Origin of the sequence: Brevibacillus sp. SIMBA_040, assembly GCF_046535075.1 — a bacterium.
GTDB lineage: Bacteria > Bacillota > Bacilli > Brevibacillales > Brevibacillaceae > Brevibacillus.
In genome coordinates this window covers 1-26328 of record NZ_JAWRXI010000014.1, presented here as the reverse complement: position 1 = coordinate 26328, position 26328 = coordinate 1, and the positions used below count along the sequence as shown (strand labels likewise).

Below are 26328 nucleotides of genomic sequence, written 5' to 3'. Positions count from 1 at the left end.
AGTCAAAAGGGAGGTCGCTATGGAAATCTTGTCAAGGATCAAAGACATTTTAGCCAGTAATATTAACGCGCTGTTAGATAAGACCGAAGACCCGGAGAAAACCATCGATGACTTCATGAGGAAAATTAACAGCGATCTGGGGCAGCTAAAAGCAGAGACGGCATCAGTGCTGGCGAATGAAAGAAGGACAAAAAGCGCGCTTGATGAATGCAGCGCTGAGATCAGAAAGCTGCAGCGTTATGCCGAGAAGGCTGTAGAATCCGGAGATGAGGACAAAGCAAGATTGTTCCTGAAGAAAAAGGCTACGCTGGCAGAAAAAGAAGTCCAACTACAAGCTGCATATCAAGCAGCAGCTTCAAATGTCACTGGCATGCGACAAATCGAAGAAAAACTACGCGCGGACATTGGGGAGCTGGAAGGGCGTCGTACGAAGCTGAAGGAGAAGATAGCGGCAACGAAAGCTCAGCAAAGCTTGAATTCCCTCGGTTCTCCTATGGGCGACGTAGAGAATGCATTTGACGCCGTGGAGGAAAAGGTAGACAAAGCCTATAACGAAGCTATTGCCATTACCGAGCTTCGTACGGAAGCAAAGGACGATTTTGACGAGTTGTTTGCGGAATTTGAAAAAAGCTCGAAAACGACTGCTGAAGATGAATTGGCTGCGCTAAAAGAAAAAATGAAAAAGAAGGATTAACCAGCTTCTTTTAGAGGTGAGCGGATGCAAGTTATTGATTTCAAATGCCCAAATTGTGGGAGCGACATGGTTTACGACAGCGAATCAGGAATGCTGTCATGCCATAGCTGCGGGAGAACTGACGATATTAAGCTGATGCCCGATCCGCTGAAAAGAAATGTTTTTTCAGAGGATGAGGCTACCGAGTACCATTGCAAAAGCTGCGGAGCAGTAGTAATCACTGATGCGGATACGACAGCAACGTCTTGCTCTTTCTGCGGTTCTGTCATAGTCCTTGGCGATCGATTGACTGGGAAGCTAGCTCCAGCCCTTGTCATCCCCTTTTCCATTAGCAAAGAAGAAGCGATGCGGGCTTTTCGAAAATGGTGCAGGAATGGTCGCCTGACGCCAAACGGGTTCATGACAGCGGATCGAGTGAAGGGAATAACCGGGATGTACGTCCCCTTTTGGCTCTACGAGTTAAATAATGCCGTAGAGGTTCACGCTCATGGGACGAGGGTGAGCACTTATACAAAAGGAGACTACCGGTATACTGAAACACAGCATTTCGATGTCTACAGGAAAATTCGTTTGAATTATGTCGATGTTCCGATTGATGCCTCGGAGAAAATGAACGATGAACTGATGGATAAATTAGAGCCATTTCCATATGATCAGATAAAAAGCTTCAAAACGGCTTATCTGGCTGGTTACGTTGCTGAAAAATACAATTTCGATGAGAAGGAGCTTTTCCCACGGGCAAAAAGTAAAATTCACCCGTTCATCGAAGAGTATATTCGGTCTACGATGACACAATATACCACGGTGAACTACACCAATAAGCAGATTGATACGAAGCTAGGGCATGCAGAGTATGCACTTTTGCCTGTGTGGGTGGTGCACTATGATTACAACAAACTGGAGTATACGTTTGCGATGAACGGTCAGACGGGCAAGGTAGTTGGTAAGCCACCTATTAGTAAGCCCAAAGTGATGGCTTGGTTCGCGGGCATCTCCGCCTCGTGCTTCCTTTCGCTGAAGCTGATTTCCTGGATGATGGGAGGCGGGTTTTGGTGAGAAGGAGCGGCTTGATTCTGTCGGTAGTCTTTTTCTTCTTCGCGTTTTTTCTTGCTTCTCCCATGGGAATGAAGTCGGCCGTGGCACTAACGCCGGAAGGGAAAAAACTGATTTTTGATGAAGTGGGGTTATTAAAGCAGGAGGAATATAAAGAGTTAACTACGCTTGCGAAACAGTATGGGGAGCATCGAGAAACGGACATTATCATTTTAACTACGAACAATGATGTCAGTGGCGATGTCATAAAAATGACGGAAGACTTTTATGACGAGTATGCGCCAGGCTATGATAAACCTCACGGCAATGCGGTTATTTTGACGTTGGACATGAAAAATAGAGACGTGTATCTGGCCGGCTTTTATAAAGCAAAGACGTATCTGGATGACGAGAGGCTCGATAAGATACGGAACAAGATTACCCCGGATTTGAATAGCGGAGATTATGCGCTAGCTTTCCAAACCTATATGCAGACAGTGGACAAATACATGGGGTATGAACCTGGGGTAAACCCGGACAATCCACTATTTAATGTGTGGGTACAATTGGGAGCATCTAGCATCATCGGGGGGATTATTGTCGCGGCGATGGTCTTCCGTTCGGGAGGGTGTATCACCATTAATCGAAGAACCTATGAGGATGCGAATACATCAGGAATTCTCGATAGACGAGATCAATACATTCGAACAACAGTAACGAAACAAAAGATTCAAAGACAAGAAAGCAATGGCTCGGGCGGCGGTGGTGGTGGCGGAACGACTAGTGGCGGACACTCGCATAGCGGAAGCCGAGGATCTTTTTAGCTGGAAAGGATGGATTTGGAATGTCTTTTTTTGGTAATCAATTTGCCAACGTAGTGGAATGGGAAGAATTTAGAGATGATATGATTTTTTGGAAGTGGAGCAATCGGGAGATAAAAAAAGGCAGCAAGCTAATCATTCGTCCCGGTCAAGACGCGATTTTCATTCATAACGGCAAGGTCGAAGGGATATTTGAGGATGAGGGAGAGTATCAAATTGCCTCAGAAATCATTCCGTTTTTATCTACATTAAAAGGGTTTAAATTTGGTTTTAACAGTGGGATGAGAGTCGAGGTCTTGTTCGTTAATACGAAGGAGTTTACGGTCAAGTGGGGAACAAAAAATCCGGTTCTCATCCCTACTCCACAGCTCCCAGGCGGTATGCCGATTCGGGCGAACGGTACCTTCAATTTTAAAGTGAACGACTACGTCACCTTGATTGACAGGGTCGCTGGGGTAAAAGAAAGCTATTTAGTGGAAGATGTGAAAATCCGGATTACTTCCTTATTGGACCAATTGCTCATGAAGTGGATCGGCCGAGAAGGCAAAGATATGTTCAATCTACAAGCGAATGCGTTTGATATTGCCAAGGGGATTCGAGAAGATCTCGACATGCAAGTGATGGATATCGGAATGACGATCACAGGCTTCCAGGTCATGAGCTTCAACTATCCGCCAGAAATACAAGATAAGATCACAAAAGTTGCTTCCTACGAAATGGTCGGCAATCTGCAAAAGTATCAACAGATTGCCATGACGGACGGGATGGCATCTGGCAATGTAAAAGGCGGTGGAGCCGCTGCAGACATGGCAGGCATGATGATGGGGATGAACATCGCAAACGAAATGATGAAAAACATGAACGCAAATCAAAAGCCATCTACGGATAGCCAATCAGCACCGAATCCTGCACCGTCTGCACCGTCTTCAGAGGGCAAGAAACCGAACTTTTGCCCAAACTGCGGTACGAAAAACGAAGGGGCGAATTTCTGCCCGAATTGCGGGCAAAAACTGGGATAAGTTTCAGAACGGTTATTGGTGGAAAGTTTTAGCGTGACAACCGCCCCCGCGGCATCACAATCCTGCACAACGTGGACAGCCCCAAATAACCAAATAGCGGATACAAAAACATCAAAAGCTGGCTATACCCAATGAGGCAAAGCACGAATGCCGAGGAAAAGAGAAAGAGGTACAGACGAGATTCGGGGATGTTTACCAGCTCACGCAGCTGTTGTCCAATCCCGAACACATTAGAAATCAATGTGGTAAAAATTTCGGAGTACAGAACAAACACAAAGAATAGCTGCAGCCACTCGTTCCATTGCTCGGTAACAAACAGGATCGGGATGTCCATAAAGCGCACATCATTCCAGTTGGCAAGCATGGCGGTATGGACGACGAGCAGCATAAAGCCAAGGACAACACCGCCTATTACCGCGGCACGAAGCAGGATGACTGGTTCGCGAATCGTATAACCAATCGGGATCAAAACAGATTGCGCCATAGCTAGATTGAAGGACACATACAGGACCGTTTTCCATAGAAATTCATAGCTGACAGGAGCTGCGATCGGCAGCGGCGAATCGACCGTTCCATCTACCAATATGAGCAAGGCAAACAAGAACATAGACGGAACGACGATGGCATTTACGATCAGCAGCTGATCCAGCCCTTTACGAAGGATCAGGAGAGCAAAAAAGGCAGTAGCAATCGTCCCTGCCAAATAAGGAATATGGAATTGCTCCTCCAGAACAGAGCCAGCTCCGGCCAGCATCACCGTAGTGACGCCAAATAAGGTAAGAAAGACGAGAATATTCATCGTTCTGCCTATCAAACGACCGAACAGCTTTTGGTTGAACGATTCGTACGAGGGTGTACGCAGCGTATGGGCCAGCCACATCATTTTATAACCGAGCCAAACGAAAAACGCTGTCGCGATTAGGATGCCAATGGTTCCCGCATGACCATAGGAAGTGAAAAAGGCAAGAATTTCCTGTCCACTCGCGAAGCCTGCACCCACTACCGTCCCAATGTATGTAGCGGCGACCTGTATACTTTTTCCCCACAACTTCATACGGTGTGTTCCTTTCCAAATAGGATGCTAGTACAAGTGTATGAGCCCCCAGCAAAAACAGAATTTGATCGCAGAAAAAAAGGCGAACGGTGCGAAACAGCCACCATTCGCCTTTTCAATATAGATAGGCGTACTCTTATAGGAGGAACATGGCAACAATAGTAGTGACGAGCAAACCAATGGCCACGGGATATAGATTACGTCTCGCCAGTTCGAACGGATCTACTCCACAAATCGCAGCAGCGGGAATTAGTGCCCATGGAATAATCGTGCCGCCGCCTACCCAAATAGCTGAGATTTGACCAAGGGCAGTCAAGGTTGCGGCTCCTGCACCTAGAGCTGTAGCAAAAAGCTGTGCTAGCGAGCCGGCAAGAGTAATGCCAGAGAAGCCAGAACCGTCCAAGCCTGTAATGACTCCGACAGCAGACACGGTGAGAGCGGCTACCTCTTTACTGATCGGAATGGCTTGAGCGAGGGCCACACCCAAGTCGTTCACAATTCCGTGCGACCCACTCGGCAAGACCTCACCGAATACTTTGAGAAACCCGCTATCTCCCATATAGAAAAAGGCTGCGATCGGAATAACAGGACCAAACACTTTAAAGCCAAATTGAAAGCCTTGAATCAAATGAGTGGTTACTTGTTCAAGACCTTTTTTCTGATGGGCCAGCATGGTTGCGATGATCAAGATCAGCAAAGCGGTCCCACCGACAAGTGCAGTCGCATCACCACCGCGTAAATCAAAAGCAAACATGGCTACCACATCAAGCGCGAAAAGAATTGGCACGAAAAGAGCCAAGCTACGCCGCACACCATCTCGCAAGGGAACCTTTGCAGACGTAAAAACCGTATCTGGTATGGATGTGTCCTTTCCTGGCGCAGGAACAATCCCCATTTTCATGTCCTTGCGCAAATACCAGAATGCAGTGATCGTCGTTACTACCCCCATGACGATGACAAGCGGGATGCTCGCTGAAATCACGTCATTTACGGGAATGCCTGCCGCTTTTGCAGTTAACGTCGGAGCACCCTGAATGACGAAATCTCCCGACAGAGCAATTCCGTGACCAAACAGGTTCATCGCAACCGCGACACCAATCGCTGGCAAGCCCGCACGCAACGCAACCGGGAGCATGACGGCTCCGACCAATGCTACTGCAGGCGAGGGCCAGAAAAACCAGGAAATGACCATCATGACGATACCAATGACCCAATATGCCAGTGTTGCATTCCGAACGAGGTGTGTCATGGGCCTGATCATGGTTTCGTTTACACCAGTATCTGTTAAAACATGGCTCATTGCTACGATGATACAGATCACGAGGATTGTCGGTAACAACTCCGTAATCGCATAGATAAAGCTGCCAAAAATTCCGCCGATTGCTGTCGTGACAGAGCCGGTCGCAACGAGCCCAAGAATCGCAATACCAACGATACTGATCAGACTTGTGTCCCTTCGCATCACCATCATGAAAATAATGCCTAGTACGAACAATACATAAACACCATGAAGCCAAGCAAGCTCAATTCCCATGCGAAACCCTCCTTCTTCTGTACTCCGCCTTGCAGTCTTTTGCCACAGAATATGCTCTATGGCAGACATGGGTGAGTGCACAGAAAGGTGGGAGGATACACCTTGCAGATAGAAAACTAGCATTTTTGTCCACATTATGCCACTATAAAAAACGACTAGGACTTCAAGCAAGAGGAGGGAAGCGGCGTTTTTTCTTACTTCTACCATGAGAGTGAGGGCGCCTATTGCTATGAACACACCAACAGCTATTCAACGAAAAATGGACCAGGCCATCGAACTATTAGAACGCCGTTTTCTGGAGCGTAGCGAGCTCATTCGCTTGCTGATGCTCGGCATGATGAGTGGAGAAAATGCTCTCTTAATCGGACCACCTGGTACCGCAAAATCACAACTGGCTAGGTCAGTCTCGCAGCTGTTTGGCTCTGAGCACTGGTTTGAATATTTATTGACCCGTTTCACGACACCTGATGAAATGTTCGGTCCTGTATCTCTGCAACAGCTCAAGCTCGATCACTATGTGCGTAAAACGGATGGGTATCTACCCGCTGCCCAGTTTGCTTTTCTGGATGAGATTTTCAAAGCAAACAGCGCAATCCTGAATGCTCTTTTGTCCATTCTCAATGAACGAATTTATTTCAATGGGAGAGAAAAAGAAGCGGTACCCTTGCAATTTTTGATTGCCGCCTCGAATGAGCTGCCAGACGAGGATGAGCAACTGACAGCGCTGTACGATCGCTTCTTGTTTCGCTATGAAGTCAACTATTTGCAGCAGGCATCCAGCTATGAACGCATGTTTTCGTTGCCAACGACGACATTGCCAGTCGTCTTTTCATTGTACGATGTAAAAGATATTCAGGCTGCAGCGCAGCAAGTGAAAATCCCCGAGCCCATCATCTATTTTCTCTACCGAATGAAGCAGGAATTGGAAGCTAAAGAATACATTTTGTCCGATCGTCGCTGGAGCAAAATTGCTCATGTATGGAAAACATCGGCTGCCCTGCATGGCCGTGAAGAGGTAACGATCTGGGATACGGTGTTTACACCGCATATGATGTGGGATGTTCCTGAGGATTTGCCAGTGATGAAAGAGTTGTTTGAGCTGCAATTTACAGAAATGCTCAAAGTCGAGATGGAAAATGACTTGCCATTGCTTCGTTTCCAACAAGTAGCGGATAAATGGCGTGAAAAGGAATCGGAGCTGCACGCCTTCCAATTTAAAAAAGAAGTAGGCGCCAAACTGGGAAAGGATGCTCTGGAACGCAGCAGACATCTGCTTGAGCAAAGTCGCATCGAGCTGGAGGATGCAGCCAAAGATTTGCGTAATCGCCTGATTCAGTGGCAACGTCGCGAAGAGGACTTGCAGCCTTTCGTTTTGGATAAAAACCGTCTCATCCACAATGTGGAAAAATACACGGTCAAGTATGCCTACCTGCGGGTTGAGGGAGAACGGATCTTGCAGCAGCTGCAGCGTACGTATCGGACCGTGTTTGACAAGGAAATCGCTGGGACCGAGTACGACTTTACACTGTAGGAGGTGCGAGTCATGATTATTCGTGCCAGCGGTGTAGATCGGTATCTCTTTGAGAATTACCTCAAGTCATCTCGAACTGCTCAGGAATGGGTGGAAGAGGCACGTGCACACGCTTCTTGGTTTGATCTGGAGCTTCTCGCAGACTTTTTTCTTGTCTTTTATCTCGAACAGGCTGAGGTTGATCAGACTCAGGAAGCAACACCGTTCCATCATTGGATGATTCGGAGCTTGATGAAGCAGTACTTTACAAAAATGATTCGGCCACGGACGGTTGGGCAGGAGAGTGCCGCTTTTAAAACAGCGATCAAAGCGCTTCTCTGGTTAACCGAGACGTTTCACAAAGAAGTGAAAGAGCGTGAAAAGGATAACAAGCTTACTCCCCTTATTGCCGGGCTCCAGCAGCAGCTAGGAAAAGAAGGTCAGCAGCAGGCCCAGATGGCAGAGCTTTTGTCCGATAAGCAGATGGAGAAGCTCCAGCTGGTCGGCTATACGCTTCAGCAAGGGAAGCGCATGGTTGAAGATAAGCAGGAGGCAATCGACACCAAGCCACTCGTAAAGGCAGAAGTCAAGGCACTGCAGGAGCGGATCGCGAGCCTTCGCGAGGAAATGAGCGTACAGTTTACCAAGCGGACGAAGCTTATGCAAAAAGTGAAGAAGCTGGAAGACGAGCTCGCCCAACGCGAAAAGCAGCTCGATCGTCTGCACAAGCAGGAGCGGGAGGCCATAGCTGCTTTTGAAACCGAGCTAGGGCAGTGGCTTGAGCAATCGCTGAAGGAATCGTTATCAAAAGAGGAGATCGACAGCCTTTTCGTAAATGATCTCGTTACAGCCAGTCAGCGCTTTGCCAATCGTTCTTGGGGACATGAGCTGGGCAAGCTTCGGAGACAGAGCTTTGAGGACTATATGAAATGGATGGAAAAGCTAAAGCGCCATCCTGACCTGATCGCTTTTCTCAACGAGGTGGGGAGAAACGTTCATCATTTCCGGATGAGACGCAAGGAAATTCGCTCCAAGCAGCTGCCCGAGGAATATTACGATTTGCGTCAATCAGGGGATATTGCGCACATGCTCCCTGGAGAAGCGGTACTTCTCGCCGATCCGGACTACGAGAGCTACTTTATGCTCAAATGGCTCGAGCAAAAGCTCATGACGTATGATACGTCTGGATGGGTCGAACAACCGACAAAAGGGCCAGTTATTTGCATGCTGGACACCTCCCACTCGATGCGCGGCCATAAACTGAGGCTAGCTCAACTTTTTGTGATGACGTTCGGGGCTCTTTCGATGCTGGAGAAGCGAGATTTTGTACTTCTGTTGTTTGGAGCAAAGGGTGAACTTCGTGAACAAGCTCTCTATCATCGAAAGCCTGATTGGACGTCGTTTTACAATCTTGCGCAGATGGCTTTTGGCGGAGGAACTCATTTTGATGCTCCGATGAAAAGAGCCATCGAAATGGTCGAAGGTCAAAAATCGATGCAGGGTGCCGATTTTGTTATGGTTACGGACGGGATCGGTGGAATATCTCCTTATGTGCAGGAAAAGCTTTCTAGTATTGGGCAGCGAAAGCAAATTCGTCTCCACAGTCTTATTGTCGGCTCTGCCCGTCAGCATCTCATTCAAGAGTACGATATACTAGGGGTTTCCCATCGGGTACGTTTTGCATCCACCTGGGAAACGGATGGGGAAGAAAATACGGGGCTTCTGCTCGATGTTTTTCAATCTGTTAAATAGAAAACCAAAAAACCCTGATTCCGCCAAAGACTTATGTAAGATGGCAGGTCAGGGTTTTTTTATGGGTACTTTTTGCTTGGACGAGTGAAGGGGGCTAGCTGACTCTGCTTGCCATCGTTTTTCCGAATTCCAGCTCGTCAAACTTGCTATGAACAGTAGAACGATCGTATTGCCAAGCCGCTTCCTCGTAGGAAAAATCTACTGGGACATCACGAATGATCGTTGCTAGTCTTTGGCTGAGGTATACCTGCTCGCGATTCTCTTCCAATTTGCTCCGCATTTTCGGTGTGCAGCTACCCAGATTCGTGTATAGGTTGTCCAAATTACCGTGTTCGGTGATGAGCTTTGTCGCTGTTTTCTCTCCGATCCCCGGACAGCCTGGAATGCAATCAGAAGCGTCGCCCATCAATGCTTTTACATCTACTACCTGCTCAGGAGTGATTCCGCGCAAGTTCAAAAGACTCGCAGGATCATAGTGTTCATGCTTACCGCCATTTTTTAGTATCTTTACACTCACATTCTCGGAAATAAGCTGGAGACTGTCGTAATCGCCTGTGGCAATAATCACTTGATGCCCGTCCAATGCAAGGCGTGTACTTACTGTTCCCAAAACGTCATCGCCTTCAAATCCAGGGCACCCCAAATTTGGAACCGAGAATGCCTGAGTTACTTCCTTTACTAAATCAAACTGCGGGATCAGCTCATCCGGTGCTGCTTGTCGGTTCGATTTGTAGCCATCGTACCATTGGCTGCGAACCAAGGACTCTCGTGAAGCGACATCCCAGCCAACAACGAGATGGGTAGGGCGTACCAGTTCAGCGTAGTCCAGCATCATTTTGGTGAAGCCATACACTGCGTTCGTGTACACACCACTAGAGGTTTGGCGATATCCACCCCCCCATGCAGATCCATAAAACGCGCGAAATAAAAAGCTCATGCCGTCAATGAGCAATACCTTACCTGATTCGTTCACAAAAGCTAACTCCTCTCAACCTAAGCTATAAGCTATACGGATCATTATAGCATAACGCTCCAAAGTAACTTTGACAGATATTACATTTTGCTTAGCATGCATGGTTGACGAATGTGGTGGGATGATAGTAGCACAAGAGGTAATCAAACACCTCTTGTACAACAACTTCCGGTCTCGAAAGTGAGAAGCAGCGATGCTGACGGTTCATCGCCGTCCAGGAAGAAAAAAGCGTCGGGAGGAATCAATCATGGCTAACAACAACTCTGGTAGCAACAACCTGTTAGTTCCTCAAGCGAACCAAGCTTTGGATCAGCTGAAGTATGAGATTGCCTCTGAATTTGGTGTAAATCTCGGACCAGACACTACTTCCCGTCAAAACGGTTCTGTTGGTGGCGAAATTACGAAACGTCTGGTAAGCTTTGCAGAGCAACAAATGGCTGGCCGCTAAGCCAAGCCTCTACAAGTAAATAGCTGGATGTGGAAAGGTCCCTTCTATGGGGCCTTTCTGTTTATTTTATTATAGCCCTTTTCTTCCTGTTATAGTGCAAACACACAAGCACATCCGCGGACTAGTCATATGGTGTAACGAACAGCAATCTATCTTTGTTTGTACATCGGAAAGGAGTGACAAATTCGCGGATGAAACGAAAAGAAGTGAAACGACTCTTAAAAGATAACCCTGAGTTTGAGGCGTGGGTATCTGAAGATTCTATGCGTGTCACGGCGGTGCGTAAAAATCCCGGAATGGCCGAAGAGATGTTCAAGCAGTGGAATGATCGGAAAAAAAGCAAGCTTGACTTTGATACCATCTCGCAAAAAACGAAGCGGGCAAGTGAAATGCTGACCGGGGTGCAATCCATCATGGATATGATGGCGGAATATACTAAAAAACTGTAAAACTAGGTTTCGTTCGAAGAAGGCTTCCTATATAGCCTTCTTTTTCTTTTTCATTTCGAGTTGTCTTTTGTTATACTGGAAAATGGGAGGGAGCGTGCTATGTTGCATTCGATGGTCAGTTTCATGTTGGTCGCTGCATTGACTTTCGTTTCGGGGACAAGCACGTACGGCCAGGTGGTAAAGGGTGCTCAAGTTCAACTGGAAAAACAACAGCCATCGCTGAGCGTGTCGCCAGCCAGTACGTATCCGGGCGATGTTATTTTTGTGCGCAGTAAAGAAGCGCAGACAGTAACGCTGTTTTCGCAGTCCTATCATCTAGAGCCTTCTCAAGGAGAGTATGCCCGCTTTATCCCGATTCCATTTAATGCGAAGCCGGGATCTTATCAGGTGCAATCTGCTGATAAAAAGCTGTCCGTTTCACTAACCATTTCACCTAAAAAATTTGAAGTCGATTCCATAACAGTCAGTCAAAAAATGAATCAAATGCGTCAAGACACAGCTCGGATTAACGCAGATCAAAAAAAGATCAATGCAGCCAGATCTACTTCTGCCAAAGCTGCATACTTTGACGGACCTTTCAAGCAGCCTGCTATCGGAAAGCTTACGACTCCCTTTGGTTATCAGCGAGTCGTAAACGGAGTACCTGCCAATCGACACGCAGCAATCGATATCGCAAACAAAACGGGTACGCCAATCTGGGCTAGCAATCACGGTAAAGTTGTTTTGGCGGACTCGCTGTACTTAACTGGAAACACCATTATCATTGATCATGGCTTAAACGTCTTTTCAATCTATGCTCATATGTCCAAGCTCGAGGTTAAAACCGGGCAAGAGGTAATGCAGGGACAGGTGATCGGGCAAATGGGCACCACAGGTTTCTCCACAGGTCCTCATCTTCATTACGGTATGCTGATCGGGAATACGTACGTGAATCCGCTGCCGTTTTTTGAAGAATCACCTTTCCTCTGGAAGTAAAGAGAGGTGTTCTGCAATGAGAGCTACACACGTGCCGAGCAAGGTTTTGAACAACATGGTTCATTTCTTGGCACCTTATGAACAGGCAGTAGAAGAATTAAAGTTGAAATTAAAAGGGATCAAATACGGCTTTCTCAAAAGCGGTCGCTATTCACCGATTGAATTTGTCGTAGGTCGGGTAAAAAAAGTAGATAGTCTCTTGAAGAAAGCAAAGGAAAAAGGCATTGATTTTCAAAATGCACAGTGGCAGGACGAGGTAGCTAAAGAAGTACAAGATATCGCAGGTCTGCGTGTCGTTTGCCGCTATGTAGACGATGTGCGAGAAGTGCAACAGCTTCTGCAGGAGCGGGAAGATATAACGATTCACGATATCAAGGACTATATTGCTACACCAAAAGAGTCTGGGTATCGTAGCATCCATATGATCGTTTCCTATACCGTTTATCATGGAAGCGAAAAGAAGACGTTGTATTGTGAGATTCAAATTCGTACGCTTGGGATGAATTTTTGGGCAACTAACGAGCATGAGCTGCGTTACAAGTACGATGGGAATATCCCGGCTGATGTCCTGCAGCAGTTGCATGAAGCTTCCGTGATCACTCATCAGCTGGATGTGTTGATGAACAATTTGCGACAGGAGATTCTAACGCCTGCTGAGGTGGACTCGACACTCGAGGAAAAGCTGGAAGAAATCTTTTCCTTGTACGTCAAGCAGGATTTGGAATTAGCAGCAGCACTGTATCGAGAGCATGTAAGTGGTTTTGAAGAAGCGTTTGCCGATAATCCCAAGTTTAAAATGATTTATGACCTGTTAGGTAAGCGCCTTAAGTAGGGAAAGATAACTTCATACGAAACAAAAGCCATCTGTAAAATAGCGACAAGCAAGGAAAGGATATTGACTACCATGCGTTTTTTTCTAACGAACCTTCTCGTTGTGGCCACGCTTCTCTGGAGCTGTGACCTGCCTATGGCTTTTGCTGAAGAGGGGCAAACACTCTCGCCGGAAGCCATATTTGGAGAATCAGCTATTTTGATTGATGCTACAACCGGACAAGTCCTGTTTGAAAAGAATCCCCATGAAAAGTTGTACCCTGCCAGTATTACCAAGATCGCAACCGGGATTTATGCCATTGAGAAAGGAAACCCTGATGATATTGTCACGGTATCCAAAAAAGCACGCTATGAAGAGGGAACTCGGGTATACCTGGGTGAAGGGGAACAAGTGATTCTGCGAAAGCTGGAGTATGGTCTATTGATGCATTCTGGCAACGATGCTGCTACAGCGATTGCTGAGCATATGAGCCAGACGACGGAGACATTTGCCGAGGAACTGAATGCTTACCTTCAAGAAAAGGTCGGTGTCACGGAGACTCATTTTGCAAATGCTCATGGTCTCCACGATCCGGATCATTACACAACAGCTTCTGACATGTCCAAAATCGCTCAGTATGCCATGAAAAACCCGATCTTCCGTGAGATCGTCGGTACGAATCGACTTCCTTGGGACGGGAAGGAGTGGAAATCGGAGCTGATTAATCACAACAAGCTATTGCGTGATTATGAAGGAGCGACTGGTATTAAAAATGGTTTTACGGATCAAGCCATGCACACGCTAGTTGGATCTGCTAAAAGAGGAAACACGGAATTGATTGCGGTTACAATGAAAGCCGCATCGAGTCCTTATGCTTATAAAGATGTAACGAAGATGCTCGACTATGGTTTTGCAGGGTTTGAAACGAGACAGATCGCGACACGTGGTGCGGCTTACACGGAGTCAGCTGTTCCAGGAAGTGATTCTGTTGTTACGTATACGGCAACAGATGACCTGTATGCAACCGTTCCGATTGGCAGTGAACCATTAGTTCAATTAACCAACGATGGGCAGCTTTCGGTCCAAGCGGGTTCACTCTCTGCGTTGTATCCGTTACATCGTAATTCACCACCGGCTGCACGTCAGCAAGCAGCAGAAGCTCCGACAAACGAACAAGAATATCCTTTTGCTCGTTATAGTCTTATGTTTGTCTGGTTGGGAATGAACCTCTTTTTAATAGCGTATACCTTTAGGAAAACAAGAAGACAAAGACGCATGAGACAGCGCTCATTACAGCGGCGCGCATACTGATTGTACGCGACTTACTCAAACTCAAGGGACGAAGGACTTTTCCTCGTCCTTTTTTTGTTGCTATTGCCAGAGTCATCAGATGGGTATAGGTGCCGTGTCCGATTGTCGTTTGACAGCGTAAAGTAAGAGTATAACGAATTCTCTTGAGAGGGAGGGATGAGATGGACAGCCTAGACAATGTTCTTCCGGAAGTGTCTGTCATCATCCCCTCTAGTGACGAATCCTCGACGATTCAAAGGACCATTCAATCAGTAAAAAAAACGGAGCTTACCCTCGAGGTAATTGTCGTTTGTCCTGGATTGACATCCCGGGCGACCCGCCACGCACATGCATTAGGGGCCAAGGTGGTTCATTCGTATGCACTCATTACGTATGACGAAGCAAGATCGCTGGGTGCCATGCACGCAAAAGGAGAAACGATACTTTTTTTAGAGGAAAAAAATAGCGCCTCTCCTGCGCTGCTGAGCAACATCATAGACGCTTCAAGAAAAGGCTGGGACCTCGTCCTGACAGCCTATTCATCCTTACCGACAAAACGAAAACAATCCGCACAACGACTGGCTGCTCGACTGCTTAACCATATTAGTGGGAAAACAGAATTGGAAGCCGCCTCGTTGTGCTTTGTTCCATATGCATTGAACAAAAGTGCACTAAAAAAAATGGGCCATCAAATGCTTTGTACACCTGCTCTTGCGCTTGCGTGCGCAGTAGAACAGGGGCTTTCTGTTACAACCGTTACGCCCCCTTCTACTAGGAGACGGTACGCAGGGAAGCATAGCGCTATGAAGAAGCAAACGCAGCTTGTTTTACGGGAACACGCGGAAGCAATCTGTTACCTCATGCAAGATAAGGGTCAGCGCGCTGGCTTGCCTGATGGAGAGCGATTTCGAGTATTATTACAGGTCCCCGAATTGCTTCACTTGCGCTCCGTCTTCAATCAGGAACCCAGTGAAAGGGAGGTGGATGGACGGGGTGCCAAACGCAAAGCGAAGCGCTCGTCCCCCAAGAAAGCAGGGAGGAGATCGCATAAACAACTCCGAAAAAAGTGAAAACCAAAGCAAGTTAAGCGTCATTCTTGGGGTAGCCCAATCCGAGAAGACTTTGAAAAAAATATTGAAGCAGATTGAAAAGCTTTGCCCGAAAGAAATCATCGTGGTAATTAATGGAAGCAATGATCGCTCCATTGATCTCATCTTGTCTTATTCCACGTACGCTCTCAAGATCTATATATACCCTTTTGCACTCGGAGAAGATGTGTGGCGCTCCATTGGTGCCAGCGAAGCGAGTGGCGATGTATGCTTATTCCTCGATACTGATACCATTATTCAAGCCGAGGAACTGCAGCCTTTTGCCATGGCGTGTTATAAAGGCGTTGACATCGCCTTACAACGGTCCCGGAATAGGATTATGGATAAAGCACAAAATATGGAGACAATCATGCTGGCGAGAACGTTTTTAAACAATTTGCTCTCCCGAGACGAATTAGGTACGTCTTCCATGTGCGATTTGCCTTTTGCCATCACTCGGCAGGCAGCTGCTCAGATCGGGTTCCAGCATCTGCTCGTTCCTCCTTTGGCGCATGCTATGGCCATTGAGAGAGGGCTTCGTATTGAACGCTCTCATCGCATCAAGGGGGCAACAAGTGGAGAAAAAGGAAGGCCAGAAGGAAAACGAGCATGGCGGGAGCTCACTTGCTTGGGTGACCATATGGAAGCCATACACTATATTGCCGAACGAAATAACCATCTGATTCCATAGAAACAAAAATGAAAATGTGCCGATGACACAGTGTGCGTGCATCGGCTCTTGCAACTTTCATTTTGCAATGTTCGGTTTTTGTAGTACGATATTCTGGTAGGTAATTTTTTGAAAGTAAAGGGGCAATAAACATGAGTATTCATATCGGGGCAAAGGAAGGCCAAATTGCTGAAACGATCCTGTTACCGGGCGATCCGCTACGTGCCAAATACATTGCAGAAACATTCCTAGAGGGAGCAGAATGCTATAACAATGTACGTGGCATGCTGGGCTTTACTGGTACATACAAAGGTAAACGCGTATCTGTACAAGGTACAGGTATGGGCGTGCCGTCAATTTCCATTTACGTGAACGAGCTGATGGAATCGTATGGTGTGCAAAACCTGATCCGTGTCGGAACGTGTGGGGCAATTCAAGAGGACATCAAAGTTCGCGACGTCATCATTGCCATGAGCGCTTCGTCAGACTCACAGGTGAACCACCTGCTGTTTAACCAAATTGATTTTGCTTCTACAGCAAACTTCGATCTTTTGCACAAAGCCTACCAAGTAGCTACTGAGCGTAACATGTCTGTAAAAGTTGGAAATATCTTTACGAGTGACAGCTTCTACCGTGAGAACTTCGATTTGTACAAAAAATTGGCTGCGTACCAAGTATTGGCTGTTGAAATGGAATCTTCCGCATTGTACACACTAGCTGCGAAATACAAGCGCAATGCTTTGTCGATTCTAACGGTTAGTGACCACATTCTTACGGGCGAAGAAACATCCTCCGAAGAGCGTCAAACGACATTCAACGAAATGATCGAGGTAGCACTTGAAGCAGCTTTGAACAAATAAACACAAGGAATCAGATATCCCGCTGGCAGTAAGCGTCAGTGGGGTGTTTTCTATTTAAGGAGGAGCATTGCATGAGTGTTGCGTATCCCAAACTATTTGAAACAGCGTTCGTGGAAGATACGGCGTTTGAGCAAGATAACTATGAATATCGTCTCTATCGCCAAGATCTTGGAAATCTGCAGGTAAAGACGGGAAAGCTTATCGCTAACGATCCATTCGTCATGTTTGAAACGGAGTCGTTTAAGGAGTCGTTTCCAAAAGGCTCGTTTCCTGTTCAATTGGCCATCGCAAAAGTATCTCCAACGGATGCTTCTTCTGAGGCGGAGGTACAGGAGCCAGATGAGCGCGTAGCTTTTGCGAGAATTGTTTTTGCAGATAAACCGGTTGCAGCCTGGAAGATGGCAATTTGGGAGAACTCCGATGTCTCGCAATTGGCTGCCAACGAATTTTTTGGGTACGGAGTCGATTCCGGAACAGGCTCCTTTATGGATGAAAGTGCCTGTCAGCTTCTTGAAAAGAAGATGGACAAAGACGACACGTATGTAGAACAACTGTCAAAAGAAATGGACCATACATACAAGCACACACGTTCATGGCTGACGAAAGATATCGGCGATGGAAACAACATCATGATGTTTTCAACCGGTTGGGGAGATGGAAGCTATGCGAGCTATATTGGATATGATGCAAATGGAGAGATTGTTTGTTTGTTAACGGATTTTTACCTGTTCGATTGGATGAGAATCAAGGGAGAATGAGGTAGAAGGGAAGAGAACTGCGAGTTTTTATCTCAGAGCATCTAAATAGTTCCTTACACGACGAAGCAGAGTGCCGCCCTTTGGCACTCTTTTCGTTTTTATTTTTTCTTGGTTCGCTCCAAGTATACAGCCAGGTTGTTCAAGGTTTCTTCGTAAGATCTTTTCTTTGGTGTGGAAGAGGGGGTTTTAGCTTTTGTTTTTAGTTTTGTCATGGGGGGAGCCTCCGGTCATTTTTAAGTACAGTTATCTTAATTATAATATAAGTTAAATTACAATATTTGTAAATAGTGTTTTTTAAATATATTTAATTTTTTTAATTAAATTGTATTTAGGTTTAAGCTTCGGTTATTTGGCTCTTTGAAGTCTGGGTTTGTCGTGATTACGGTGTTCAGAACTGGCATCAATATGAAAAGACCTCTGAGTTTATGTCTTTTGAGTATTTTGATGAGCACTTGTGGCTGATGTTGACCACATGTTTAAGCAGCGAATGCGTAACTTTAGGAGAAAGATGATCGATGTGTTTATGGATGCACATGCCGGCGGTAAAGAACACTGCATATGATTATTAGTATTTTTGAGGTAATGCAGCTAAGAGATGGCTACTCTTCTTATCATTTCCTATTTTGCTTTGAGTCCGATAATATATATTATGTAAACTTATAAAAAGAGCAACAATTAGATGGGATAAGTAAATACGTGTAATGTTGTCTGACGACACCAATCTACTAACGATACCGACAACAAAGTACTTACTATAATCATTAACGACACTAAAATGCTTACTATTCATAAACACGGCAGTAATAGTAAGTATTTTTGTGTCGTATCTTACGTCAATAAAGTACTTACCTGATTGAAGGTGTATTGGGAGCTTAGATTTTAAGGTTTCGGCAGAATGGTAAGTACTTTTGTGTCGGTTTCAACGACAACAAAATACTAACTCGTTTGAAGTGAGCTCATCTGTAAATTTAAATATTGAAATGCTCATCGATACATTCACAGGCTAACAATTGTATACACGTATTTTTGCGAATCCATTCTTCCACTTATTAATTAATCGGGAGAAGATGAGTTTAGTCAGTTTTGTTACGTTTTCATTTCAGTTCATGAAATGGCTCTTTTATGAACTGAAAACGATTATAATATTTAAAGTTTACATAACATCATAAAATTGAATCTTTTTCTTTAACGTTATTGGATCATCCATCTGGCATTACTTACTTAACTTTTAGATATACTTACTGTCTAGACTGAATGTTCTACGCCCAATTATCTGCTTATAAACATTCAACGCCTTCAGTTTGTCATGCAGTTCGATGCTTACGCGGTCATTACCCTGTTTTACCTCTCCCACAACGGTGCCGGTTATCCCGTAAAATTTAAGAGTCTTATCTTAAGTGGTACTTACCCCTCCCTGGTTATACTCCCCGAAGTGCTGATAATATGTTGGTAGTCATTAAGGATTATAAAAACAAACCCATGTAGGAAAACGATATTTCCTACAATGGTTTTTTGACGCTGGATCGCTTCCTCCAAATAGAAACTTACTCGTTTGACTGTTTCGAGGCATGAGCGCGCGGTATATAAGAACATTTCTTATAGATCCAAACAATAACATGCTTGAATCGCTGTTCCAAGCCGATAGCGCTACTTCGTACCGGGTAAAAAAACCATACTCCAAACTGAATCAAGCTTGTATGACTGTTCCGAGCGCTAGTACTGGTATGGCTTCGCACCACCTGTTTTGGCAGTTTTTATGCGAGCACCCTGAAACGAAAAACATCAGGGCCGCTCGAAATCATAAGCTTGAGACTGTTCCCACGCACTGCATGGAGTGGCTTTTCACCTTATCGAGTGTCTTGGCGCATAATATGTAATCCTCGCACCCACCCTCTCGATTTAAGGACGCTGGATCGCCCCATTAGTTTTTAAAATTTCAAAGAACCTGTTTGATGACATCCTCGATATCTTTTGTTGCGATATTCCTTGCAGCGTTATAATCCGCATGCGCCTGGAATCCACATGCCTGACAGAGAAACGCCCTCTCTTGCCTGTTTTCTTTAGCAATATGACCACACTTCGAGCAACGTTGACTGGTAAATCTCGGATTCACTTTCACTACCTTAATACCAGCATCTTTCGCCTTGTACTCAATTTTTTGTTTGAGATCATAGTACGCCCAGTTTTTGAGGAATGCATCATCCTTTACTTCACTATATCCCGACAAGTCCTCCATCTGAATGGTACCGCATCCATGTTTAAGTGCGATTTCCACCACAAAACGTGAGTACTTATGATTGCAGGAGTCCCGGAAGTTAGCAATCTTCTCTTCGGTGACTTCTGTCGGCTTTATTCTCGTATGAACGCCATGACCTATTCGTCCATCTCCACAGTATTTTCCTTGCCAGTTCTGCTGCTGGCGCCTGCGCTCAACTTGCTTACGGAAATTCTCGATCTCACCGCCATCAATCTTATAACGCTCAAATAGGTCATTAAACGCTAGGTAAACGGGATACACGATACCCAGATCAACTCCCATGATACGATCCGGATTGAGAACAGAATCTACTTGCTCAAACGAGTATGTAAGATTCACGAACCATTTTTTCTTGTGAGATAAGATCTGTGAGACACCGGCTTTATACTCCCCGGCAATGAGTAGGTCAAACGATCCGAAACTACGCCCTAACTCCTTTTTGTACTCTGTGCTCATGAGCCCTGTTCGCATGACTAAGCATTCCGATTCCTTATGAAGCGAATACGCTTGTGATACTACGTCAATCGGGCAATCCTTTTTGAATGAGGGGATCGACTTCTCACCCTTGCGGATATCGAGCACATCAGAATTCCACTTATCGGTAGCACGCTTAATTGACTGATTGAGGTTTCGTCTGTCACTAACCGTGTACACGTCTTTTAGGAGATCGTAGGCGTAATGCCTAATGGACCCGACATTACCGCCTTTTTTCTTTGGGAGTACCTCTTGCTGTATAGGATACAGTCCATATTTTTCTTTGTATCCAGAAGAGAAACCTTGCCACTCCCATGCCAACTGCACGGTTTTGTTCAGCAGCGTATGAGTCTCGCGTTGGACTGTACGTAATACTTGCCCAAGAACTTCCCAGTCATCATCAAGTGGCTTAATGATCTGGTATCGCATCACCTGTTCATACACCACCTTCCTATGATTCGGATGGAATTAGCATATCTTTCCATGAATGGATTTATGCATAACTCTCATTTCGCTCACGAGTGTTACAAACGTACCATGCAGATAACGAAAATTCCCCATTATATAGAGAAAACGCCCTATATCAGGGCGTTCATTGTTTGGCTTCGTTTCTGCTATAATTTCCTCATTTTCTATACCTCTTGTTTTCCCAACGCACGAACTCACCTGGTGGACACCAAAGTTCCAACCATTCATCAATATTCTTACCATCATTGACGTGCACTAGCAATCCGATTCCTCTTTCTTCGTATCGTTCCAAGTACTCACCTATCTTGCCAGATAAATACTCAGAATAAGAATCTAACCAAGGCCGTCCAGCCAATTCATCTTGAAACTGCTCTCTTGTTTTCGCTCCAACCTGCTTAGCAATTTCATTCATTTTTTCGGGTGTATTTACTTGAACAAATGATCTCCCCCGCTCCTTTTCTTTTACAACGCTAATCCGAGGAATTATAGCTTCTCCAGTTTCTTTAAACTGATAAAAGCCAATACACCCATTAGTTGTGTCAGGGAAGCTTGCATACCGTACGCATTTTCTTTTCTTTTCCACTCATCATCCCTCCTTACCTAGTTAGTCAGATAATCATAATACATTCATTAGTGCTGGGGTTTTTACAGATAATTTCATATTCCGGACTCTATACTTATAACAAATTGATCAGAATTACTTACTATTAGCGAATTGTACTGATGAACGGTTTCATCATCAATAATTTCCACATAGTAATTATCTGTAATGGGATTATTTTTTTCAAAACTAATTAGTATTTCAGGGCAAACAGGCATAATGTGATGTCTAAAGCCATTTTTGTCAAAATACTGAAAACTCGGATTATCACTTGTAAGGAATCGAACTTTCCCTCCGGCGAAATAAAATCTAATAGTTAATTCCCTTATGCACCGTAATGCATGGCTGTACATAACTCCTTTTTCATTTAAGAACTCTCTGAACTTCTTTAATAAATAGTTATGCATTAAATCATCAAAAACGGTAACACTTTTATGTCTATCCCTTTCCTCAACAGGAATTTCAATCCCTTTCATATCGACGATATTATTTAGTGAATGCAATTCTTCTGTTAGGATTTCATTACTTGTATAGCTTCTCCAATTTAACGAAACGACGAATTTCATTAATTCTTCTTTATAAAACTTGGCAATCTTCATGTCTTTTCCTTGTAAAACCTCTTGTTTAATCTTGTTCAATAATGTATTCCATCCGTTCTCATACTTGGAACTCCAGGCTTCTTCAATATCAAGAATTTTACAATTTGATATTTCATGCTTAATTTTATTCCTAGCTCCTTTGGGAACTTTGGGACCATTCGGGTAAAATAGATTCCAGTCGTCAAAATCAGTGAAAAACTTATTGTAGTCTCTTAATGTGGTAAGTGTTTTTCCCTCGCATTCCACCCTAATACCATCCAAAGGTGAAAAAATCTTAGTAAGGTCATCTTCTGTACAAATTGGCATTCCAACTTTTATTGAATGATAATGGTCTTCCCCAAATATACTCGCAGTATTTCTTGGCTCGGACGTCTTCATGTCATGTTTCGAATTCATATAAAGGCTGTTACCAGAATAACACCAACTTTTAAGATACGTCTGGGGTATTAAATGATGGTACTTTGCACCCACGGATCCACACTCCAACCATTTATTTATTTCCTACAGCTTTCTCAATTGCTTCAATCATTTTATGTATAGGGTACTGCACCAGGCTAGTTTGCTGATTAAACGTTATTCCACTTTCCTCAAATTCTTTTATGAGACCCGCTAAGTTCATTTTACCAGCTGCAATTTTTTTGTAATGCTTGAAGACTACGACCCTCCATAACGCTACCTGAATACCTTCCCACTCCACTGCGCCACTATTTAAGTAAGATTCACCATCAATCCTACTGAGAAAAACCCTCTTAACTTTTTCTTTCTGCTTTTTATCAAGAGATGGCATTACGAGCTGCTCTTGATTGTTCCTGGACTCCTCAAGTTTTGTCTTACTTGCTGGCTGCTTTTCCATGACCAAGTTTATTGGTTTGGTTAGCTGCCACGGAACTTCATTCCCTGCAGATCGAAACTCATTGATGAAAGGGATAGCAAAGTCTGACAGTCTCTGAAGGGCATTGACGAGTACATTATGACTCTGAAGGTCTATATAGCCGTTCCAATCAATCATTTCGATTAATTTGAGCGCCTGGTTGTAGTCTCCATGATGTGAGATACCAATAACCTCATAAAAGTGAAGAAGCTCCGTGATTTGTTTGATTTGTTGCTTGTTTTTTTGTTTAAGCACAATCTGTTTTGTTTTTATCAACCAATCATCGTAGCTGGACACACCATCATTAGAATTACTACTTGCTCTCCTTTGCATAGCTTCTCGTTTTATCTTTTCATTTTCTTCCTCAAGCCACAAGATCCGGTTTCTTTCCTTCTCTGCTAGTCTGTGAGCTTCAGCTCTCTGTCGCTCTTTTTCCGCTCTGACAATATCGTGTATCTCCTTGAGCAACTCAATAAACCATTCTTTACGCTCCGACTCTACACCCAATGAGTCCTTAAAAGATAAGTGATCACGTTCAAGTGTCAAAGCGCTCTCCAAAGGAATTGCAAATGGATATGTCATTAAGAGATTCCATTGGGTACTGGTTTTCAAATATCGAAGTATATAAGCATGCCTTTCATGTGGATCAAGGTAGACGACATGATTAACCGAATATGGTCGAAGTGAACGCAATACATGTGTTTCGTTATAATGCAATTGGCCAATCATGGCTTCCTTTTCATTCAGCCAGTCTGACCATTCCCTATCGCAAGGAGACACTGAAGACATTTCCTGCTCGGCCGGTATAATAAGACCCAATAGTTGTTCTTCCGGATGTACAGTTAACCATTTAATATCGAGAAAGAAAAAGGGTTCGATTCCGTATGACTGATAAATCGCTTTCCGACGAATGATGTCATCAAGGTAGAGGTTACTCGTTTTTAAACCAGTTAGGTAATCAATCGCCCAGGTCTTTTCTGAACCAGGAAATTCAAGAACAAAATCAGGAACGATGGACAATCGTTTGTTATAGAAATATCCCTCTCTCACAGTAATTCCATGGATCCTTGCTTGGCCTTCTAAAATCGTATAAATAAGCTGCTTTCCCACTCTATGAATTTTCTGATCTTCTGCTTTGCTCTGTCTTTCATATGTCTCCCGGTTTTCCTTCGAAACACACTGAGACAGTTCTTCAGAGTAATGGCGGAAATATATAGGGTCATCCATGACAATATGTACTTTTTGATGACACGTAGGGCATGTGAAGCCGTCCTTCTGTGAAATACCGCGATACTTAGCTACCAAGTCACGCTTAGCTGCTTTTCTGTCGTACCCTTGATTAACAAGATGTTGCGCCTCTACTTCTAATTCAACCTTAGTACCAGTTAAATACGCCCATTCCAACGCTTACTTCCCCCAATAGCACTTGCATACTTGTATTCGTATTCTCTATTACATTTTACAATATTCGGAAGACAAACTGTCATCATTTGCAAATGTCTGATAAGCAATTTCTGGGGCAGCGATTGATTCCTCGTTGCTTTGGCGACAATGTGACGTGAATAGACACCCGTCATGTTAAGTATTATCTTTAAGTCAAGTACCACATAAGAACCAAGACTGCAAAGGACTTAGAACTTCCGTCCGGTCCTTAAAATATATAGACTCCGGGAGGAGAAAATTTGAATACTCAGTTTGCCGTAACCGATCGCTTTGGTAACACCAAAACCATTACTGCCGATTCGTTTGTGAATGCAGCTATTTTATCAGGACTCTCCGGACCACTTCGGGTTATTGATATACATAGCAATAAAGAAGCCCGCTTCTCTGTGCACGAAAACACAGCGGTCCTCATCGGATATTCGAAGTAATAGCAAGCGGCCGTCTAATGCCTAGGAATCGTCAGTTAAATGGCCATAAGGTCACACAGAAGCACTCACCGACTTGTTGGTCGTAAAAGACCCCCGCTACTAACCAGAAGCGGGGGTTCGTTTTGTAAACTCTGCAACTTGGATTATGACTGCCTGGTTCCATGTGTCCGATGATAATAAAGTCGTAGACTGGAATTGTTGATATGACACGGTTTTTAGGGGTAGTGTTCAGTGATAATAAAGTATTAGACCGGCACTCCTTATCTATCAAGGAATCCCGGTCATTTTAATCGCCAAGGTATTTATAAATAGTTTTAGACTCGATGTCGTATTGTATTGTTTCATAAGTAAAATTCGAATAATAAAGTTGTAGACTGGCAGCGCGTTAAGCTAACTGGAAGTTTAAATAAAGTAGACCGTCTCGGAAGGATTGCAGTGAGGTTATGGTTATAATGTAAAAACAATTTGACATTTATCATGACGGAGGTTAAAGTAACAAATGTAAAAAGTTTTTTACATTTTAGATATGGTGGTTACTCATTGAAGAATAATATAAGAGAAATTAGAAAAAAGATTAATATATCTCAAGAGGATCTTGCTAATATGTGTGGGGTTACAAGACAAACCATAAATGCTATCGAAAATGATAAATATGACCCCACATTATCATTGGCATTTAGATTATCAATCCATCTGGGAACGACCATTGATGAATTATTTACTTACGAGGAGGACTCAAAATGAAGTTGCGTAAGGCTGATGAAATGGAGCAACACCAAAATGATAAGTCTGCCAAAAATGCTTATATATTTTTCAATTTAGCATTGTTGACTTGGTCATTAATTAATTTCTTCTCTAAGGGTAAAACTGGATGGGAATTTAGTATTTTGTTGATAGGTAATGCAATCTTTTTATGGACAAGAGTGTACTTTAAAAGAAAAACGATATGATGAACACAGGTTGTTTTTGAACTAAAGGGTTCGATAGTTCAATGAGGCAGTGTTCAACTTAATTATTCAGTTTAGATCCGTGGATAGCTTCATTCTGACGTATAGTCTAAAACTAATTTTCAAATACCAGGTCACTAAGAAGACCGGAGAAGATTAAAACACAAAAACCCGCAAGACGGTCACTTTTTTCAAGTGTCCATCTTGCGGGTCACAGTTCACCCCTTTTTGGATGGGAGTTAAGTATACGCTTCTATCTTTCCATCACCCGAACCAGGTCCTTGCTGGATATGTCCGGCCCAGCATTGATTCGCTTCATAGCAAATAAAGTTTGGGGTTGACCTTTTATTATAGTATTGATGTATTGATTCCCCTTTTGGTGGATAAAGTTACTTTGTATGTGTTTGGCAAAATAAAAGTACACTCTTTGGCAACCGAAAAGTGCAGACCATTTCCGAAAATGAAAAAAGCCTTGCCAGCTAACTAACAACCCCCTACTCTT

The 26328-nt window shown here is 44.2% G+C and carries 26 protein-coding genes; 18 read left to right on the top strand and 8 right to left on the bottom strand.

The annotated features are described in order from the left end of the window. The first annotated feature begins 19 nt into the window (after positions 1-19). The 4 genes from SB752_RS21980 to SB752_RS21965 are packed head-to-tail and all read left to right on the top strand — an operon-like array spanning position 20 to position 3566. Positions 20-694, top strand: a complete 675-nt coding sequence (locus SB752_RS21980) for a PspA/IM30 family protein (RefSeq protein WP_410717680.1) — start codon at positions 20-22, stop codon at positions 692-694. A gap of 24 nt (positions 695-718) precedes the next feature. Then, the gene (locus tag SB752_RS21975) at positions 719-1750 is read left to right on the top strand and encodes a TFIIB-type zinc ribbon-containing protein (protein WP_410717679.1); all 1032 of its coding nucleotides are present in this window, start codon (positions 719-721) and stop codon (positions 1748-1750) included. Next, entirely contained in the window at positions 1747-2550 is an 804-nt protein-coding gene (locus SB752_RS21970; RefSeq protein WP_410717777.1) for a TPM domain-containing protein, read from the top strand. The genes SB752_RS21975 and SB752_RS21970 overlap by 4 nt, the downstream gene beginning before the upstream one ends. Before the next feature lie 20 nt (positions 2551-2570). After that, the gene (locus SB752_RS21965; RefSeq protein ID WP_410717678.1) at positions 2571-3566 is read left to right on the top strand and encodes an SPFH domain-containing protein; all 996 of its coding nucleotides are present in this window, start codon (positions 2571-2573) and stop codon (positions 3564-3566) included. A gap of 28 nt (positions 3567-3594) precedes the next feature. Here SB752_RS21965 and SB752_RS21960 read toward each other — a convergent pair whose 3' ends face one another. Together SB752_RS21960 and SB752_RS21955 are read right to left on the bottom strand one after the other, a co-directional pair. Further along, on the bottom strand, positions 3595-4620 hold the full coding sequence (locus tag SB752_RS21960) for a YkvI family membrane protein (RefSeq protein ID WP_410717677.1): 1026 nt from the start codon (positions 4618-4620) through the stop codon (positions 3595-3597). A gap of 136 nt (positions 4621-4756) precedes the next feature. Further along, positions 4757-6154, bottom strand: a complete 1398-nt coding sequence (locus SB752_RS21955; protein WP_410717676.1) for a hypothetical protein — start codon at positions 6152-6154, stop codon at positions 4757-4759. 229 nt (positions 6155-6383) lie between these two features. Between SB752_RS21955 and SB752_RS21950 the strand changes: the two genes are divergently transcribed. Both SB752_RS21950 and SB752_RS21945 read left to right on the top strand, forming a co-directional pair. Further along, a complete protein-coding gene (locus SB752_RS21950; RefSeq protein ID WP_410717675.1) occupies positions 6384-7685 on the top strand; it encodes an AAA family ATPase in 1302 nt (433 codons plus the stop codon). Between the two features lie 12 nt (positions 7686-7697). After that, complete coding sequence (locus tag SB752_RS21945) at positions 7698-9416, top strand: hypothetical protein (protein WP_410717674.1); 1719 nt, start codon at positions 7698-7700, stop codon at positions 9414-9416. A gap of 94 nt (positions 9417-9510) precedes the next feature. Here the strand turns inward: SB752_RS21945 and SB752_RS21940 are convergent, their stop codons facing one another. Then, positions 9511-10389 carry a 5'-3' exonuclease gene (locus SB752_RS21940; protein ID WP_410717673.1) on the bottom strand — a complete coding sequence of 293 codons (879 nt, stop codon included), beginning with the start codon at positions 10387-10389 and terminating at the stop codon, positions 9511-9513. A 247-nt stretch (positions 10390-10636) separates the two neighbouring features. Between SB752_RS21940 and SB752_RS21935 the strand changes: the two genes are divergently transcribed. From SB752_RS21935 to SB752_RS21895, 9 genes are all read left to right on the top strand, one after another. Further along, on the top strand, positions 10637-10837 hold the full coding sequence (locus SB752_RS21935; RefSeq protein ID WP_410717672.1) for an alpha/beta-type small acid-soluble spore protein: 201 nt from the start codon (positions 10637-10639) through the stop codon (positions 10835-10837). Positions 10838-11028: 191 nt separating this feature from the next. After that, positions 11029-11286 (top strand): hypothetical protein, encoded by a 258-nt coding sequence (locus SB752_RS21930; protein WP_410717671.1) that lies wholly within the window; start codon positions 11029-11031, stop codon positions 11284-11286. 99 nt (positions 11287-11385) lie between these two features. After that, a complete protein-coding gene (locus SB752_RS21925; protein WP_410717670.1) occupies positions 11386-12261 on the top strand; it encodes a M23 family metallopeptidase in 876 nt (291 codons plus the stop codon). A 16-nt stretch (positions 12262-12277) separates the two neighbouring features. Next, positions 12278-13093 (top strand): GTP pyrophosphokinase, encoded by an 816-nt coding sequence (locus SB752_RS21920; RefSeq protein WP_410717669.1) that lies wholly within the window; start codon positions 12278-12280, stop codon positions 13091-13093. A gap of 72 nt (positions 13094-13165) precedes the next feature. Beyond that, positions 13166-14383, top strand: a complete 1218-nt coding sequence (locus tag SB752_RS21915; protein ID WP_410717668.1) for a D-alanyl-D-alanine carboxypeptidase family protein — start codon at positions 13166-13168, stop codon at positions 14381-14383. Positions 14384-14544: 161 nt separating this feature from the next. Next, complete coding sequence (locus SB752_RS21910) at positions 14545-15432, top strand: glycosyltransferase (RefSeq protein ID WP_410717667.1); 888 nt, start codon at positions 14545-14547, stop codon at positions 15430-15432. Further along, the gene (locus tag SB752_RS21905; protein ID WP_410717666.1) at positions 15356-16141 is read left to right on the top strand and encodes a glycosyltransferase family 2 protein; all 786 of its coding nucleotides are present in this window, start codon (positions 15356-15358) and stop codon (positions 16139-16141) included. Before SB752_RS21910 ends, SB752_RS21905 begins: the two co-directional genes overlap by 77 nt. Positions 16142-16272: 131 nt before the next feature. Next, complete coding sequence (deoD, locus tag SB752_RS21900) at positions 16273-16980, top strand: purine-nucleoside phosphorylase (protein ID WP_410717665.1); 708 nt, start codon at positions 16273-16275, stop codon at positions 16978-16980. A 71-nt stretch (positions 16981-17051) separates the two neighbouring features. Then, positions 17052-17738 carry a DUF4241 domain-containing protein gene (locus SB752_RS21895; RefSeq protein ID WP_410717664.1) on the top strand — a complete coding sequence of 229 codons (687 nt, stop codon included), beginning with the start codon at positions 17052-17054 and terminating at the stop codon, positions 17736-17738. A gap of 1936 nt (positions 17739-19674) precedes the next feature. Here the strand turns inward: SB752_RS21895 and SB752_RS21890 are convergent. From SB752_RS21890 to SB752_RS21875, 4 genes are all read right to left on the bottom strand, one after another. Then, complete coding sequence (locus SB752_RS21890) at positions 19675-20898, bottom strand: RNA-guided endonuclease TnpB family protein (protein ID WP_410717776.1); 1224 nt, start codon at positions 20896-20898, stop codon at positions 19675-19677. A gap of 196 nt (positions 20899-21094) precedes the next feature. Continuing rightward, the gene (locus SB752_RS21885) at positions 21095-21520 is read right to left on the bottom strand and encodes a hypothetical protein (protein ID WP_410717663.1); all 426 of its coding nucleotides are present in this window, start codon (positions 21518-21520) and stop codon (positions 21095-21097) included. 74 nt (positions 21521-21594) lie between these two features. Next, positions 21595-22608: a DUF4238 domain-containing protein gene (locus SB752_RS21880; RefSeq protein ID WP_410717662.1), complete on the bottom strand. Its 1014-nt coding sequence runs from the start codon at positions 22606-22608 to the stop codon at positions 21595-21597. 19 nt (positions 22609-22627) lie between these two features. After that, the gene (locus tag SB752_RS21875) at positions 22628-24412 is read right to left on the bottom strand and encodes a competence protein CoiA family protein (RefSeq protein ID WP_410717661.1); all 1785 of its coding nucleotides are present in this window, start codon (positions 24410-24412) and stop codon (positions 22628-22630) included. A 278-nt stretch (positions 24413-24690) separates the two neighbouring features. Between SB752_RS21875 and SB752_RS21870 the strand changes: the two genes are divergently transcribed. From SB752_RS21870 to SB752_RS21860, 3 genes are all read left to right on the top strand, one after another. Then, the gene (locus SB752_RS21870; protein WP_410717660.1) at positions 24691-24879 is read left to right on the top strand and encodes a hypothetical protein; all 189 of its coding nucleotides are present in this window, start codon (positions 24691-24693) and stop codon (positions 24877-24879) included. 540 nt (positions 24880-25419) lie between these two features. After that, positions 25420-25623 (top strand): helix-turn-helix transcriptional regulator, encoded by a 204-nt coding sequence (locus tag SB752_RS21865; RefSeq protein WP_410717659.1) that lies wholly within the window; start codon positions 25420-25422, stop codon positions 25621-25623. Then, the gene (locus SB752_RS21860; protein ID WP_410717658.1) at positions 25620-25829 is read left to right on the top strand and encodes a hypothetical protein; all 210 of its coding nucleotides are present in this window, start codon (positions 25620-25622) and stop codon (positions 25827-25829) included. Before SB752_RS21865 ends, SB752_RS21860 begins: the two co-directional genes overlap by 4 nt. Before the next feature lie 250 nt (positions 25830-26079). Here the strand turns inward: SB752_RS21860 and SB752_RS21855 are convergent. Beyond that, the coding region (locus SB752_RS21855) for a hypothetical protein (protein ID WP_410717657.1) at positions 26080-26328 on the bottom strand (249 nt) is incomplete at its 5' end.

Bases quoted from the DNA above. Each gene is read 5' to 3' on its own strand.
- SB752_RS21980 (WP_410717680.1), top strand. From the start codon at position 20: ATGGAAATCTTGTCAAGGATCAAAGACATTTTAGCCAGTAATATTAAC.
- SB752_RS21975 (WP_410717679.1), top strand. From the start codon at position 719: ATGCAAGTTATTGATTTCAAATGCCCAAATTGTGGGAGCGACATGGTT.
- SB752_RS21965 (WP_410717678.1), top strand. From the start codon at position 2,571: ATGTCTTTTTTTGGTAATCAATTTGCCAACGTAGTGGAATGGGAAGAA.
- SB752_RS21960 (WP_410717677.1), bottom strand. From the start codon at position 4,620: ATGAAGTTGTGGGGAAAAAGTATACAGGTCGCCGCTACATACATTGGG.
- SB752_RS21955 (WP_410717676.1), bottom strand. From the start codon at position 6,154: ATGGGAATTGAGCTTGCTTGGCTTCATGGTGTTTATGTATTGTTCGTA.
- SB752_RS21950 (WP_410717675.1), top strand. From the start codon at position 6,384: ATGAACACACCAACAGCTATTCAACGAAAAATGGACCAGGCCATCGAA.
- SB752_RS21945 (WP_410717674.1), top strand. From the start codon at position 7,698: ATGATTATTCGTGCCAGCGGTGTAGATCGGTATCTCTTTGAGAATTAC.
- SB752_RS21935 (WP_410717672.1), top strand. From the start codon at position 10,637: ATGGCTAACAACAACTCTGGTAGCAACAACCTGTTAGTTCCTCAAGCG.
- SB752_RS21930 (WP_410717671.1), top strand. From the start codon at position 11,029: ATGAAACGAAAAGAAGTGAAACGACTCTTAAAAGATAACCCTGAGTTT.
- SB752_RS21925 (WP_410717670.1), top strand. From the start codon at position 11,386: ATGTTGCATTCGATGGTCAGTTTCATGTTGGTCGCTGCATTGACTTTC.
- SB752_RS21920 (WP_410717669.1), top strand. From the start codon at position 12,278: ATGAGAGCTACACACGTGCCGAGCAAGGTTTTGAACAACATGGTTCAT.
- SB752_RS21915 (WP_410717668.1), top strand. From the start codon at position 13,166: ATGCGTTTTTTTCTAACGAACCTTCTCGTTGTGGCCACGCTTCTCTGG.
- SB752_RS21910 (WP_410717667.1), top strand. From the start codon at position 14,545: ATGGACAGCCTAGACAATGTTCTTCCGGAAGTGTCTGTCATCATCCCC.
- deoD (WP_410717665.1), top strand. From the start codon at position 16,273: ATGAGTATTCATATCGGGGCAAAGGAAGGCCAAATTGCTGAAACGATC.
- SB752_RS21895 (WP_410717664.1), top strand. From the start codon at position 17,052: ATGAGTGTTGCGTATCCCAAACTATTTGAAACAGCGTTCGTGGAAGAT.
- SB752_RS21890 (WP_410717776.1), bottom strand. From the start codon at position 20,898: ATGCGATACCAGATCATTAAGCCACTTGATGATGACTGGGAAGTTCTT.
- SB752_RS21860 (WP_410717658.1), top strand. From the start codon at position 25,620: ATGAAGTTGCGTAAGGCTGATGAAATGGAGCAACACCAAAATGATAAG.